The 14,772-nt window shown below is 50.6% G+C and carries 14 protein-coding genes; 6 read left to right on the top strand and 8 right to left on the bottom strand.

The genetic code is table 11. The features are described 5' to 3' along the window. Positions 1–64: 64 nt before the first annotated feature. The 6 genes from L1278_RS00350 to L1278_RS00325 all read right to left on the bottom strand — a co-directional run bounded on the left by L1278_RS00350 (position 65) and on the right by L1278_RS00325 (position 6,345). Positions 65–772: a YebC/PmpR family DNA-binding transcriptional regulator gene (locus L1278_RS00350; protein ID WP_253400523.1), complete on the bottom strand. Its 708-nt coding sequence runs from the start codon at positions 770–772 to the stop codon at positions 65–67. Between the two features lie 192 nt (positions 773–964). Next, positions 965–1,618, bottom strand: a complete 654-nt coding sequence (locus tag L1278_RS00345; RefSeq protein WP_253400522.1) for an ATP-binding cassette domain-containing protein — start codon at positions 1,616–1,618, stop codon at positions 965–967. Then, positions 1,608–2,399: an acyl-ACP--UDP-N-acetylglucosamine O-acyltransferase gene (gene lpxA, locus L1278_RS00340; protein WP_188502909.1), complete on the bottom strand. Its 792-nt coding sequence runs from the start codon at positions 2,397–2,399 to the stop codon at positions 1,608–1,610. The genes L1278_RS00345 and lpxA overlap by 11 nt, the downstream gene beginning before the upstream one ends. Then, on the bottom strand, positions 2,396–3,790 hold the full coding sequence (locus L1278_RS00335; RefSeq protein ID WP_253400521.1) for a bifunctional UDP-3-O-[3-hydroxymyristoyl] N-acetylglucosamine deacetylase/3-hydroxyacyl-ACP dehydratase: 1,395 nt from the start codon (positions 3,788–3,790) through the stop codon (positions 2,396–2,398). The genes lpxA and L1278_RS00335 overlap by 4 nt, the downstream gene beginning before the upstream one ends. Positions 3,791–3,950: 160 nt before the next feature. Beyond that, entirely contained in the window at positions 3,951–4,973 is a 1,023-nt protein-coding gene (lpxD, locus tag L1278_RS00330) for a UDP-3-O-(3-hydroxymyristoyl)glucosamine N-acyltransferase (RefSeq protein WP_253400520.1), read from the bottom strand. A 139-nt stretch (positions 4,974–5,112) separates the two neighbouring features. Then, positions 5,113–6,345, bottom strand: coding sequence for an HD domain-containing protein (locus L1278_RS00325; RefSeq protein ID WP_253400519.1), 1,233 nt, complete (start codon positions 6,343–6,345; stop codon positions 5,113–5,115). Between the two features lie 228 nt (positions 6,346–6,573). Here L1278_RS00325 and L1278_RS00320 point away from each other — a divergent pair, with 228 nt between their 5' ends. From L1278_RS00320 to L1278_RS00310, 3 genes are read left to right on the top strand one after another with little or no spacing between them, the layout of a single operon-like run. Then, on the top strand, positions 6,574–8,136 hold the full coding sequence (locus L1278_RS00320) for a PglZ domain-containing protein (RefSeq protein WP_253400518.1): 1,563 nt from the start codon (positions 6,574–6,576) through the stop codon (positions 8,134–8,136). Further along, a complete protein-coding gene (gene tsaE, locus L1278_RS00315) occupies positions 8,129–8,575 on the top strand; it encodes a tRNA (adenosine(37)-N6)-threonylcarbamoyltransferase complex ATPase subunit type 1 TsaE (protein ID WP_253400517.1) in 447 nt (148 codons plus the stop codon). The genes L1278_RS00320 and tsaE overlap by 8 nt, the downstream gene beginning before the upstream one ends. Before the next feature lie 2 nt (positions 8,576–8,577). Further along, positions 8,578–9,804: an alanine dehydrogenase gene (locus L1278_RS00310; RefSeq protein ID WP_253400516.1), complete on the top strand. Its 1,227-nt coding sequence runs from the start codon at positions 8,578–8,580 to the stop codon at positions 9,802–9,804. Positions 9,805–10,233: 429 nt separating this feature from the next. Here the strand turns inward: L1278_RS00310 and L1278_RS00305 are convergent, their stop codons facing one another. Further along, positions 10,234–11,550 (bottom strand): M20/M25/M40 family metallo-hydrolase, encoded by a 1,317-nt coding sequence (locus L1278_RS00305; RefSeq protein ID WP_220625660.1) that lies wholly within the window; start codon positions 11,548–11,550, stop codon positions 10,234–10,236. Between the two features lie 110 nt (positions 11,551–11,660). On the opposite strand from L1278_RS00305, the gene L1278_RS00300 reads away from it, so the two are divergent. Beyond that, positions 11,661–12,764, top strand: a complete 1,104-nt coding sequence (locus tag L1278_RS00300; RefSeq protein ID WP_253400515.1) for an AI-2E family transporter — start codon at positions 11,661–11,663, stop codon at positions 12,762–12,764. Here L1278_RS00300 and L1278_RS00295 read toward each other — a convergent pair. Beyond that, entirely contained in the window at positions 12,730–13,326 is a 597-nt protein-coding gene (locus tag L1278_RS00295; protein ID WP_253400514.1) for a GNAT family N-acetyltransferase, read from the bottom strand. The genes L1278_RS00300 and L1278_RS00295 overlap by 35 nt on opposite strands. Positions 13,327–13,455: 129 nt before the next feature. Between L1278_RS00295 and L1278_RS00290 the strand changes: the two genes are divergently transcribed. Next, a complete protein-coding gene (locus L1278_RS00290) occupies positions 13,456–14,055 on the top strand; it encodes a porin family protein (RefSeq protein ID WP_253400513.1) in 600 nt (199 codons plus the stop codon). A gap of 162 nt (positions 14,056–14,217) precedes the next feature. Continuing rightward, the gene (locus L1278_RS00285; RefSeq protein ID WP_253400512.1) at positions 14,218–14,655 is read left to right on the top strand and encodes a DUF3997 domain-containing protein; all 438 of its coding nucleotides are present in this window, start codon (positions 14,218–14,220) and stop codon (positions 14,653–14,655) included. The last annotated feature ends 117 nt before the right edge of the window (positions 14,656–14,772 follow it).

The raw sequence follows: 14,772 nt of genomic DNA, 5'->3' as shown, positions 1-14,772 counted from the left end.
CAAAAAAAAGCTGCCTGCATTTAAACAGACAGCCTTTTGCTATACCTAAAAGATTTTTGTGAGGCTATGCCATGTTATGGTAAACCGCCTGCACGTCATCGTCTTCTTCGATCTTCTCTACCAGGTTTTCGATCTCCTCGGCCTGCTCGTCCGTCAGCTCCATACGGGTGTTTGGTACACGCTGTAGTTCGGCACTGATCACGTTAAGCTCTTTCTCCTCCAACGCTTTCTGCATGGCTCCGAAGTCAGTAAAGGCAGTCTCCACAATGATCTCGCCTTCGTGCTCGTAGATGTCTTCAGCACCGGCGTCGATTAGCTCCAGTTCCAGTTCTTCAATATCGAGACCTTCAGCGGCAATCTTAAAAATACCTTTACGGGTGAAAATGAAATCCAGGGAACCGGTTTTGCCTACGGCTCCGCCTGCTCGCGAGAAATATACGCGCATGTTGGCAATGGTACGGTTCAGGTTGTCTGTGGCGGTCTCTACCAGGATGGCGATGCCGTGCGGACCGTAGCCCTCATATACTACTTCTTCGTAATCTTTCTCTTCTCTGGAGGAGGCACGCTTGATAGCCGCTTCCACCCGGTCTTTCGGCATGTTCACGCCTTTCGCGTTCTGGATGGCCGTGCGCAGGCGGGCGTTGGTCTCCGGATTAGGTCCGGCTTCCTTCACTGCCATCACGATCTCTTTGCCGAGGCGCGTAAAGGCCTTCGACATCTTGTCCCAACGCTTAAATTTACGAACTTTCCTAAATTCAAATGCTCTTCCCATGGTATTTGATTACGTGTATTTCACAAATTTAGGGAGCTAAACTGTAATTCGGTAATATTTTAGCAGATCGTTGTCTGTTATTCGCTTTCCATGACTTAAGTCACGCCAATTGAGGTGTTTTCCAGGGCAAACGTCTGTAAAACTCCTGATTTATACTTTGCCGGAAAAGGGGATTGCGTAACGGTCGACGAACTATTGAGGACTCACTGACTTCGGTGTCCTAGGTTGGTTATGGTAGTCTGTAATGTAGAGGTGCTGGTCGCAGAAGCTGTATTCGTGCACAATGTTGGACCCTACAATGATCAGCCTTCCCGCTTTGTTAGCCGCCACGTGCTCCTGGTACCAACTCACGCCTTCCTGATCGAGGTTGGTGGTTGGCTCGTCGAGTACAAGCAGTTTGGTGTCAGAATAGATGGCCAGCCCCAGTTTCAGGCGCTGTTTCATACCTGACGAGAAATCCTTCACATACTTGTGACGTGACTTCTGCAGGCCCATCCGCTCTATCAGGTCTTCGTGCGACAGGTTTTGGCGCAAAGGCTTAAAACGGGTATGAAAAGCAATCATCTCCAGAAGCGTCAACTCCTCTACCAACTCGAGGTAGGGCGCTGTAAGCGAGAGCTGACGATAAGCTTTGTCCGGCTCGACCGCTTTGCCATCGACCAGGTACGTGATCTCGCCTTCGGAGTGCAGGTTGTGGCCGGCTATAACAGTAAGAAGAGTGGATTTACCGGACCCGTTATGCCCCAATATGGCATACGAGGTACCTGACTCCAGGGTATAGGTCAGGTTCCGGAAAATCCACTCGTAATTGTAGCGTTTACCTAAGTTGCTTAGGTTAATTTGCATCTTTTGAGAAGTAGCTCTTAATGATACCACGACCCGAGTCACGCACAAAATTGATGATCTCGTCACGCTCACGGCTAGGGGCCATCTCCAGTTCAATCTTGTCCAGGGCCTCGGTGGTGTTAATGCCGCTCATAAACAGGATGCGGTAGATCTGCTGTACCTCGTTGATCTGCTCGCTGTTGAACCCTCTGCGGCGCAGGCCGATGGAGTTTATGCCAGCATAGGTAAGGGGCTCTCGCGCTGCCTTCACAAAAGGAGGCACGTCCTTGCGAACCAGCGAACCACCCGAGATCATGGCGTGAGCACCGATCTTCACGAACTGGTGCACGGCGCTAGATCCACCGATGATGGCATAATCGCCCATCTCCACATGGCCGGCCATCTGCACGGCGTTCACCACGATGCAGTTGTTGCCCACGATGCAGTCGTGGGCAATGTGCGCATAGGACATGATCAGGCAGTTGCTGCCCACCACGGTCTTCATCTTGTCGATAGTGCCGCGGCTGATGGTCACGCACTCTCTGATCACGGTGTTGTCACCGATGATGGCGGTCGTCTCTTCGCCGGCGAACTTCAGGTCCTGCGGCACAGAGGAGATAACGGCTCCCGGGTATATTTTGCAGTTCTTGCCAATGCGGGCGCCTTCCATAATGGTCACGTTGGGACCAATCCAGGTGCCTTCTCCGATCTCTACATTCTTGTAGATGGTGGAAAAAGGCTCTACGACCACATTCTGGGCGATTCTGGCCTCTGGGTGGATGTATGCTAACGGCTGATTCATGCGTCTTTCTTTACTATACTTGCCGACATCTCTGCCTCCATTACCAGTTGGCCGCCCACGAAGGCCTGACCAGACATTTTGGCAATACCCCGCTTCACAGGGGCAAGCAATTCACATTTAAAAATGATGGTATCGCCAGGAATTACCTTGCGCTTAAAGCGGCAACGGTCTATACCCAGGAAATAAGTCCAATAGTCTTCCGGGTTCTCCACCGTGTTCAGCACCAGGATCCCGCCCGTCTGGGCCATCGCCTCGATCTGAATCACACCTGGCAGCACCGGGTTGCCAGGGAAGTGCCCCTGGAAGAAAGGTTCGTTCATGGTCACGTTCTTAACGCCCGTAACCGTGGTTTCGTCTAAGTGGATGATCTTATCTATCAGCAGGAAAGGGTAGCGGTGCGGCAGAGTGGCCGCAATCTGGTTAATGTCCATTACCGGTGGCTTCTTCGGGTCGTAGGTTGGTACGTTCTTAATCGAAGCTTCCTGTATGAGTTTTTTAACACGTCGTGCAAAAGCGATGTTAGCAGCGTGACCCGGTCTTGCGGCCAGAATCTGTCCTTTGATTGGGCGGCCGATCAGGGCGAGGTCACCCATCAGGTCGAGCAGCTTGTGGCGGGCCATTTCGTTTTTGAAGCGGAGCTCTGTGTTGTTCAGAATACCTTCTTCCTCAACTTTCACCTTTTTCTTGCCCAGCAGGTCAGCCAGGTACTCCAACTCACCTTCCTCTACCACGCGGTCCACGATCACGATGGCGTTGTCCAGGTCACCGCCTTTGATCAGGTTTTGCTTGTAGAGTGCCTCCAGCTCGTGCAGGAAGCAGAAGGTACGGCAAGGTGCCACCTGTTCCTGAAACTGGCTCATGTCCGTAATAGAGGCGTGCTGGCTGCCCAGTACAGGCGAATTATAGTCCACCATCACGGTCAGGCGGTAGTCGTCGAGCGGGAGGGCGGCAATTTCAACACCACGCTTCTCGTCTTTGTAGCTCACGCCTTCTGTTATCTCAAAGTAGTTGCGCAGGGCGTTCTGCTCTTGCAGTCCTACTTCCAGCAGGGCTTTTACGAACTCGATGGAAGAGCCGTCCATGATCGGAGGTTCCGGGCCGTCGAGCTCAATCAGCACATTGTCAATCTGCAGGCCTACCAGAGCGGCCAGGGTATGCTCCACTGTGTTCACGCGCGCGCCGTTCTGTTCGATGGTCGTGCCACGCGAAAGGTCCACCACATTGTCCACGTCCACATTCACAGTCGGCTGACCCTCAAGGTCGATGCGCTGGAATTTGTAGCCATGGTTTGCAGGGGCGGGCTTAAAAGTCATGTTTGACACAATGCCCGTATGCAATCCAATGCCCGATACAGTTACCGGACCCTTGATAGTGTGCTGTTTATAATTCATTTAATGTTTCGTTGTTAACTTGTAGCGATACTTTCGATGCTGTAGCGCACAGAGTATGAGCGGATTTACAGCGGAGGGAGCATTGCGAGTGCAAACTTAAGATTTTATACACTGCCTGCCAATTTTAATTGAGGGCATGGGGCAGTAGCAGCCTGAAATCTTAATTCTTCTCTTTCAGCTCGTCCAGAACACGCTGTAATTCCGGCAATTTGCGGAACACGGTGATGGCTTTGAGGTTTTGTTTGTAGTCGAAGGCAGGGGAGCCCTGGATAACGGTGCCCGATTCTTTCACGGATTTGGAGACGCCTGACTGCGCGCCAATGGTGGTTTTGTCGGCGATGCTGATGTGACCCACGATGCCTACCTGACCGGCAATCACGCAGTTGTTTCCTATCTTAGTGGACCCAGATATGCCTGTTTGGGAGGCAATTACAGTGTGTTGGCCAATCTCCACGTTATGGGCTACCTGCACGAGGTTATCGATCTTGGTGCCTTTGCGGATGATAGTGGAGCCCATGGTAGCGCAGTCAATGGTGGTGTTAGCACCAATGTTCACATCGTCCTCCAGCACCACATTGCCGATCTGCGGCACATTTTTGTAAGTGCCGTCGGGCTGTGGGGCAAAGCCGAAGCCGTCGCTGCCCAGCACCACACCGGCATGCAGGGTGCAGTTAGCGCCCACTACGGTGTTGGCGTACAGCTTCACGCCTGCGAAAATGGTAGTATTGTCGCCAATGGTCACATTGTCGCCGATGTATACCTGCGGGTAGATGCGTACATTCTGGCCGATTTTGCAGTTGTTGCCGATGTAAGAGAAGGCACCACGGTAATGACCTTCGCCTATTTCGCTGCCTGCTCCGATGAAGCAAGGCTCTTCCACGCCAACCTTAGCGGCTAGCACGGCCTGCTGGTAATAAGCCAATAGGGTTGAGAAACTGGAATAGGGGTCCGCTACACGGATAAGCGAGGCGGAAACAGGCTTTTTTAGCTCCAGTTTATCCGATACGATCACCGCACTTGCTCCGGTAGTATAAAGAAATGGTTCATATTTTAGGTTAGACAAAAAAGCGAGCGCCCCAGTTTGGGCCTCTTCAATTTTGGCTAATGTGCTGACCTTTACTGTATTGTCTCCTTCAACTTCTCCCTTCAAAAGGTCCGCAATCTGTTGAATAGTGAATTCCATCTTGTAAAATTAGAGCAAATAATAAATTGTGCTAAGCTTTGGGGGCGCAAAATTAACAAAAACTTAACGCTGCACGGCATATTCTGCCGTAGATTATGGAGAGGACAAGCAAATCCTGTGCAAATCCTATAGCCGGTTTCTATAAAGCCGCTACTTCTTTCGGGTAACAGACAAAGTATTTCTCTACTTTGTTGCTCAGCGCCTGTATGTTGGGCAGGTCTGAGGCATCGGCCACGTTCACCACATAACCCGTTTTGGTCAGCACATCAATCGACTGCCCCTCGGACATGTAAGCACTATTGCTGATGCGGCCCGAGATCATCAGGTATTTCACGTTTTCCGGTTGCACCTGGAAGCGCTCCATCACCAGTTCGCTTATACCCAGCATCATCTCCTCGTCGATCGGTTTGCTCGAGATGTATACCTTGAACAGCTTGCGGTTGAGGATGCTTTTGGAAAGATAGGAGATAACCGGATCGGGGTGGGCAGCCCACTCTTTTATACCGCTCCATACGTCATGGTCATCCAGGGAAACAAAACGCTCCAGGATGCTGCCATCTTTTTGGAAGTCTTCCATGGTGAGGTTGGAGGACAAAAAGAACTTGAGGCAGGGGCTGGCCGGCACGTCTATACCTTGCTGCAGGAGCTCGCGGGCACGCTGCACGGTGCGTAACACCATGTGCTCGGCACTGATCACGGTTTTGTGCAGGTATACCTGCCAGTACATCAGGCGGCGGCTCACCAGGAAGTTCTCGATGCTGTAAATAGCCTTTTCCTCTACCACCAGTTTGTCGTTGGCCACATCCAGCATTTTGATGAGGCGGTCGGCACCGATCTTTCCTTCGTATACACCAGTATAAAAACTGTCGCGGTTCAGGTAGTCGAGGCGGTCTACGTCGAGCTGGCTCGAAACCAGCTGATGAAAGAAGCGACGCTCGTAGGTATCTGTGAAAATTTTGATGGCAAGGCTCAATCTGCCACCAAACTCTTCGTTAAGCAAGTGCATGATGTGCAGCGAAAGGTGCTCGTGGTGCACTTCTTGGAAAATGGCCGTTTCCAGCGCATGCGAAAAAGGCCCGTGGCCCACGTCGTGCAAAAGTATGGCGATAAGCGATGCCTCAAACTCGGCATCGGATATCTCGTTGTTTTTACCACGCAGCGTATTCAGGGCCAGGTTCATGAGGTGCATGGCCCCCAACGCGTGGTGAAAACGGGTATGCAGGGCGCCCGGGTATACCATCTCGGTCAGTCCCAATTGCTTGATCCGGCGCAGCCGCTGAAAGTAGGGGTGGTCGATGATGTCGAAAAGTAATTCAGACGGCACCGTGATGAAACCGTATACAGGGTCGTTTAATATTTTTTTCTTATTCACAAAAACCGAGGTTTTTAATTGTTAAATTGCTAATCGTTAATCGGTTGCTCGAGCAGGAGCCGGATCAGCCTGACGTCTTAACCGTAAGCTATACGCTTATGTTTGTATGCAGGCAATCGGTAACTTTCGGGTACAGGTATAGTAAACAAATTATACCCTTTTTGGTCTTACTGCTTTGTAACCGATTAAAACCAAGCTATTTAGTAACAGCGCGCAACAAATAAAACTATGCAAAGATATACGATTTTATGGGCCGATGACGAAATCGACCTACTCAAGCCACACATTCTTTTCCTCGAAGAAAGAGGCTACGACATTACTCCCGTGAATAGCGGGACCGACGCCATCGAGAAAGTGCAGGAGCAATCCTACGACGTGGTGTTCCTCGACGAAAACATGCCCGGCATCAGCGGTTTGGAAACGCTCAACGAGATCAAAACCATCCGCCCAGCCATGCCTGTGATCATGATCACCAAGAGTGAGGAAGAGCACATTATGGAAGAGGCCATCGGTTCTAAAATATCCGATTACCTGATCAAACCGCTCAATCCAAGCCAGATCTTGCTTTCTGTGAAAAAGACGCTGGAGAACAAGCGCCTGGTGTCGGAGAAGACGAACATGAGTTACCAGCGGGACTTCCGCCAACTGGGTATGGCCTTCGGTGAACGCCTGAGTCCGGGGGAATGGGCTGATATCTACAAAAAACTGGTATACTGGGAGCTGGAGATCGACGAGACCGAGAACAAAAGTATGGCCGACGTGATCAACATGCAGAAGGACGAGGCCAACTCCAACTTCGCCAAGTTCATTATGGACAATTACGAAGACTGGATCAACAAAGAGTCGGACGATGCGCCGATGATGTCGCACCAGTTGTTTCGGGAGCGGGTTTTCCCGATGATGAAGGAATCGGACAAGCCGGTATATTTTGTGCTGATCGACAACCTGCGCTACGATCAGTGGAAAGTGCTCGAGCCGCTTATTTCCGAATACTTCACGGTAGACACAGAAGAGATGTTCTACTCCATTCTGCCTACCACCACGGCCTACGCACGTAATGCGATCTTCTCAGGTATGATGCCGACCGAGATCATGAAAAAGTACCCAAACCTGTGGGTGAGCGACGACGAGGAAGAGGGCAAGAACCTGAACGAGCCAGAGTTTCTGGATATACAGCTGCAGCAAAACCGTATTACGGACAAACACAGTTACCATAAAATTACCAACCCTGCTGCCGGCAAGGACTTGAACAGCAAGTTCAACAACCTCGACAACAACAAGCTGAACGTAATCGTGTACAACTTCGTGGATATGCTCTCGCATGCCCGCACGGACAGCAACATGGTACGCGAGTTGGCGCCTGATGAGTCGGCATACCGCTCCATCACGCGCTCCTGGTTCATCCACTCCCCTTTGTTCGAGATGCTGAAGCTGATCGCCGACCGCAAGGCCCGCCTGATCATCACGACCGACCACGGCACCATCCGGGTGAAGCGGCCGTTCAAGATCATTGGTGATCGCCAGACCAACACCAACTTAAGGTATAAGCATGGTAAGAACCTCGGCTACACCGACAAAGATGTGTTCACGGTGCGCAAGCCGGAGCGATTTTTCTTGCCAAAGGCCAACGTTTCCACTACGTTTGTATTTGCGATCGAGGATTACTTCTTCGCATACCCGAACAATTATAACTATTACGTGAACTACTACAAAGACACTTTCCAGCACGGAGGGGTGTCGCTGGAAGAGTGCATTATACCTTTTATTACGCTGACGCCTAAGAATGCATAAAATAGGAGTGGAGAAAGCAAGTATCAAGATGTCGTCGTTGGCTGATTTGCCGGCGGCGGCTTCTGTGCTTTTGGAGGAGTCCCGCGAAGAGCCCATTATTCTGTTTGAAGGCCCGATGGGAGCCGGAAAGACAACGCTTATAAAAGAGCTTTGCCGTCAGATGGGTGTGCAGGAGAATGTAAGTAGCCCGACCTTCGCACTCGTGAACGAGTACGAAGCGGCTGACGGGAACCTTATCTACCATTTTGACTTTTATAGGATTAACGAGGAGCGTGAGGCGCTCGGCATCGGGGCGCTGGAGTACTTTGACTCCGGCCGTACCTGCCTGATCGAGTGGCCATCCATGATCCCAAACCTATTGCCGGAGCATTACCTGCTGGTAAAGCTGCAGCCCGCCGCTGAAGGCGAGGAGCGCACCATGACCATAAACCAAGTATGAGCATGACGGAGAGATTCGCCGTTGAATTAGGAAAGCTGGCGGCCAGTCAGGCCCTTTACCCAAAGGAGTCAATGCTGGCTGTGGAGGAACGATACAAAAGCCTGTTTATCGGGCTGCCGAAGGAGTCATCGTTTCAGGAAAACCGCATTGGCCTGACTCCCGACGCCGTAAAACAGCTAACCGACCAGGGACACGAAATATGGGTTGAAACCGGAGCCGGCGGTCCGTCCAAGTATTCCGACAACGACTATTCCGAAGCCGGCGCCCGCATTGTATATTCTACTAAGGAGGTATACGATGCAGGTATTATTCTGAAGATCGCACCACCCACTTACGACGAAATCGAGTACCTGCGTCCGGGGCAAACATTGATCTCTGCCCTGCATTTCGGTAACCTGACCTCTGACTATATCAACGCCCTACTCCGCAAAAAAATAAACGCTCTTTCCTTTGAGCTGATCCGCGACAAGTCGGAATCGAAACCAGTAGTACGCGCTATGAGTGAAATTGCTGGCAGTTCATCGATGCTGATCGCGGCCGAGTACTTGAGTAGCAGCAACGACGGGAAAGGTGTAATCCTGGGAGGTATAACCGGTGTGGCTCCCTCCAAAGTAGTGATCATGGGCGCTGGTACCGTAGCCGAATATGCAGCCCGCGCTGCCCTGGGACTAGGTGCAGAAGTGAAGGTGTTTGATAACCATATCTACAAGCTGCGCCGTCTGAAGCATAACATCAGTCAACCAATTTTTACCTCCACGCTCGACAAGACTATCCTGCACAACGAGCTCAAAAATGCGGATGTCGTGATTGGTGCGCTGGTAGCGGAAGAGGGACGTATGGCGTGTATGGTAGAGGAGGCGGTAGTAGCCCAAATGAATCCGGGTTCTATCATCATCGACGTTTGCATCGACCAGGGAGGCTGCTTCGAAACTTCTGAACTGACCTCACATAGCCGCCCGATCTTCCGCAAATACGACATCATCCATTATTGCGTACCGAACATCGCCTCACGTGTACCACGCACCGCCTCTACGGCGTTGAGTAATATCTTCACACCAATCTTTACCGAAATCTCTAAGTTCGGAGGCATCAACGAGGTGCTGTTTATGAATGAGCACTACCGCAGCGGTGTGTATATCTACAAAGGTAGTTTGACAAATTCGCAGATCGCTAAGAAGTTTGGGATGCGGTATAAGGAGCTTGGGTTGATGATTGCTGTGAGGAATTAAAGGTATAGCTTATAAAAACAGAACAGGTCCCGTCTAGGTATAGGCGGGACCTGTTTTACTTTGTAGTGCCTGCTGTTGCAGGTATAGCGACCTGTGTTGCTTTGTAGCTTCGCCTGTGCGGCGGGCACCTACTTTTTTTCTTGATGGGGGTAGGGGCCCTCGATAAAGAAAAAATCGAGGGCCCCTACCCCACTCGCTGAACGCTCTTGACAGGGGGACCCCTTCATCCCCAACAGAGGAGTGTCGTTTGGTGCACTTGGCAAATGCTATACCTTCATAACGAGCGTGCAAGTTACTCTTGCTATACCTGCCGACGGTAGTTTACTAAAACGCTTATACCTCTGAGATGGTAGCTACAGAAATTCCCCCTCCTGTCTTGAGGGTAGAGGACCTCTATAAAAGGAGGGGGCTAGGGGAGGTGAAAATTCCTTACCTCACTAATGCCTTATCAACTCGCAGTGGCGTATCCTCTCCGGAAACGATGCCCTGTGCGGCAAGCGCAATGGCGCGGATCATGCTGGTGAAATGGGGCATATCCAACAGTTCGAACTCATCCTTCACAGTGTGGTAAGTCTTGTCCTGATCGATTTGCACCGATGAAATGGTATGCGCCGGCACACCTAGGCGGGCCAGGGTGGCATTGTCGGAACGGTAGAACAGATTTTGCTCCGGGTATGGGTCGGGGTGGATGCTGTAAGTGGTGCCTTCGAGGCGCTTCTGCATCATTTTGCCTAAATCAGATTTTTCGTAACCAGTCAGGTAAGCACTGTTCGGGCCGAATTTAGACGGTTTGCCTACCATTTCGATATTGAACATGGCCACAATCTGGTCAGGGTTGAGTTGCTCGGAAAAGTAGCGGGAACCATGTCCGCCGATCTCTTCGGCAGTGAAAGCGGCGAAGATCAGGGTGCGCTCGGGTTGTGGCTGCTCTTTGTAGTAGCGGGCCAGCATCATCATGGCTGTGGTACCGGATGCATCATCGTCGGCGCCGTTGGCAATGCTGTCGCCGTCAATGGTCTTATGAAAGCCGATATGGTCGTAGTGACCGGAAAAAACCACAAATTCGTTTTTGCGCTTGCCCTCGATCATACCCACTACATTAGAGAGCGACAGTTTTTCGACTTTGTTGGCAAACTTCACTTCGTACTTCTTGGGGACTGCCTGATCGGTGAGCACGTATACCTTGCTGGCGCCGGTACCTATCTCTTTCTTCACCCCGCCTCTCGCAAAATAACCTTGGTAGTTGGCAAAAGCTTCGGCATGACTAGGGTGAACAAGCACGATCGCGTCCTGCTCTTCTGCATTTGCTTTTCCGAAAGCAGCTCTGAAATTCTCACCTTCCGGAATGGTGATGATGTTGACCTTGTTTTTATGTTTCCAGTTAAAGGCTTCCTGCGCCGTGTTGACAAACAGGTGCTCCGGTGCAATTTTCTTTTTACCCAATGTTACTTCTGTCTGGTTGGGCGTGAGGCGGTGCATATAAAAAGTTTGCCGGTAGGAAGGCGACTGACTGGAACTATTGCCATTGAGTGGCACAAGCCCGGCTGTGTGGAATTCGGACTCAATAAAATCAGCGGCTTTTTCTATACCTGTCGAGAAGACGGCGCGGCCCTGCATGTCGTCGTGGCTGAGGGTCTGCAGCATGCGCGTAGCCTCTTGTTGGTTGATGACAGAGAGATCCTGCGCCGAGAGCGAAGCACCGAGCAAGAGAGAGAAGGCAGTAGCAAATAGCTTTTGGCGTGTCATAGGTATAGCGATGTATACGATTAGGATTTTGATGTTTTTTTGGAAATATTGTCAGGATAATTGCTGCTACGCCGCGCATCGACGCAAACAGCAACCCAATATAGCGAAATATGGAAAAGAGCTCCAAAGTAAACTGGCTAAAGTTACTACAATACATGTTGTTGGTGTCGGCTTTGCTCTATTTCGGACGCACACTCTTTGTTCCGCTAAGCTTTTCGCTCCTCATCAGCTTTATTCTATACCCTGTGGTGAAGTGGCTGGAAGACCGTAGCTGGAGCCGCTGGAGCGCAATATTACTGTGTCTCCTGACGATGCTGTTGGTAATGGGCGCATTGAGCTGGCTGCTGGTCCGGCAAATGATCAGTTTCGGGCAGGAGTGGCCTATGTTGCAGGAAAAACTGCTACAGGCCTGGCAGCAGTTTGAGCTATACCTGGAGCACCAGTTTGGTGTAAGCGATGTGCAGCGCAGCAACTGGATGGAAGGGCTTGTAAAAGATGCGACCTCCACTGTGCTGAATGTGGTGCGGGGCGTGCTGTATGCTTCTGTGACCACGGTCGTACTTTTCCTGCTGATCCCTCTCTATGCGGCGCTTATTTTGTATAACCGCGAACAGTTGGCGGCAGCGCTTTTCTCGATGTTTCCGCAGGCAGAGCACGGCAAGATCCGAAGCATTCTGCACGAAACCATCACGACCTATTACAATTTTATCAAAGGGATGATCATTGTGTATGCAGTGGTGGGCCTGCTGAACAGTGTCGGGCTGCTGCTGCTAGGTATACCGCATGCTGTTTTCTTTGGTATTGTGGCCTCTATCCTCACATTTATACCTTATGTGGGCATCTCCATTGGCGCAATTCTACCCATGGCGATAGCCTGGATTACGTATGACTCGGTGTGGTACCCGGTCGGGGTAGTAATCGTGTTTTCGGTGGTGCAGTACCTGGAGGCAAACCTGATCTTTCCGCTGGCCGTGAGCTACCGGCTGCAGGTAAATATGCTCTTTACGTTGCTGGCCATTGTGGCAGGTGGCATCCTCTGGGGAGCGTCCGGCATGATCCTGTTCGTGCCTTTTGTGGCCATTCTGAAACTGATTGCTGACAAACACGAGGAGCTGCGGCCGGTCTCGTTGTTGCTCGGTACGAATATGACCCCTGCCAAGGCAGCACCAAAACCGAAACTTAAGATTGGTCGTTTCCGCCGAAACCGAGAGTAGCTTCGTTCTCCAGCCATTCCCGTTTCAGCAAACTGTATACCTCCAGGTCGATGAACCGGCCCTGCAGCCATTCGCCGTCCCGCTCTATACCTTCCAGTCTAAAGCCCAGCCGTTGCGGAATACGGCTACTTTTGCTATTGCCCACGCCCACCTTTATCTGGATGCGGTTCATGCGCATCTGCTCAAATGCCTGCGCAATTAAGGCGGTGCAGCTGCGGATCATGATACCCTTTTTTTGAAATCCTTCGCCCAGCCAATAACCGATTTCCAGCTTTCTGTTCACACGGTCGATGGTTTTGTAGCCAATAATGCCCGCCACCTCGCCCTGAAACCGGATGGTGTATACCTGATCCTGTAGATTGCCTGGTGAGGTGACACTGCGCAGGTATAGCTCGGTGTCGGAAGCAGATTGGCTGAAGTCGATGAAGGGCAACCACTCCCGCAGGTATAGCCGGCCGCTATCAATGAGTTGGTAGAGGGCCGGAGCGTCGCTTACCTGGGCTCCATGCAGGGTGATCTCCGGGGATACGATCAGTGGTTGTGAAGTTGGGACAGATCTCATGGTATGGCGGGGCGCTATTGTAAAGCTCTAAAAATAAGTATGTTAAACATACAGACCAAATAACCAGTTAAATAGCTTAGGGTGTGGCGATGCCGCTTTTTTATGAACGCATATATTTTACACAGGACTATGAAATACATACTACTATTGCTGCTTTTTTTCAGCTTCGTTTTTACCGCTTCCGCACAGGAAACCAATATTGATCTGGGTGCCAAGCTTGGGTTTAATATCTCCAACATCAGCAAAGATCCGACTTTGGTGGATGAATCAGCTGGAGTGGGTACAGAATTCGGGATTTTTGCCCGTATCGGTGAGCGCTTCTATGTGCAGCCGGGCATCGATTTTGTGAACAACAAGCTAACCATTGAGCGCACTGTGCAACCCCGCTCCGGCGAGCGCGACGAGGTGCGCTTCCGCTATTTCCGGGCGCCGGTGCTGTTGGGTTGGGAAAGTAACTATCAAAAACGCAACGGCGGCTCCATCCCTTTTCGGATGATGGCGGGGCCCTCTTTTGCCTACAACATTGGAGTGAGCGACAATAACCTGGACGTGCGCCGCCGCGATGTACGCAATGCCCAGTTTGCGCTGCACGGGGGAGTAGGTATCAAACTCCTCCGCTTAATCGAACTGGACCTGATGTACGCCCACGGACTCACCACTGTGTTCAACGATGATGATGCCGATGGAAAGTTCAGAAATTTCTCGCTGACCGTGGGTTTTAGTATTTAAATTAACAGACACTTTAACTAATCCGTGTGAGAGATCGGCACCTCGTTAGGAAGGGACAGGTTTCTCACGCGGATTTTTATTTAAAGGACTTTTTTGTTAGTCATTTACACTCTTGTGTTAGTGTATGCTATCGATTTGCGAGATTCAATTATAACCTCACGCATGAAAATATTTTTATACAGCCTCTTGCTATTAATTGTCATCGTCACAAACTCATGTTCGCAAGGCAGTGCTGTGGATTTGGGTAATGGGTATAGGTTTGACTACGACCCGGTGATAAGTGGTGATGATGCTATTTTTGGACCTGATGAAAACGTCTATGCTGTTGAAGGGCATGTAACAGCGTATAATTCTGATTCAACGTTTATAGTCGCTGAACAAAAGCCGAGACATGTCATTTTAAAAGATGTATACCTTAATTCTAACTTGACCTACCTTGAAGAGGAGAAAATTTTTAAGCAGAGTACATTACGTCATTTCTGGATAGTTGACAAAATCAAGGATAGTAGGTATGGCCCGTTCACAGAGCAAGAATATTTACAAAGAAGGGAGGAGCTAGGTATAACCCTGGAGCTAAAGCAAGTACTAGCCGATAGGTAAAGTATTCAACGCTGCAGTATCATATTTTCTATTGCACTGATACGGACAAGAAGTATAATAAACCTAAAAACCAAAAAGTCTGAAGGAGCTGCTATTGTCTCTTTCAGGCTTTTGGGT

The organism is Pontibacter sp. HSC-36F09, from assembly GCF_024171605.1.
Lineage (GTDB): Bacteria > Bacteroidota > Bacteroidia > Cytophagales > Hymenobacteraceae > Pontibacter.
This window is presented reverse-complemented; position numbering and strand designations above follow the sequence as displayed.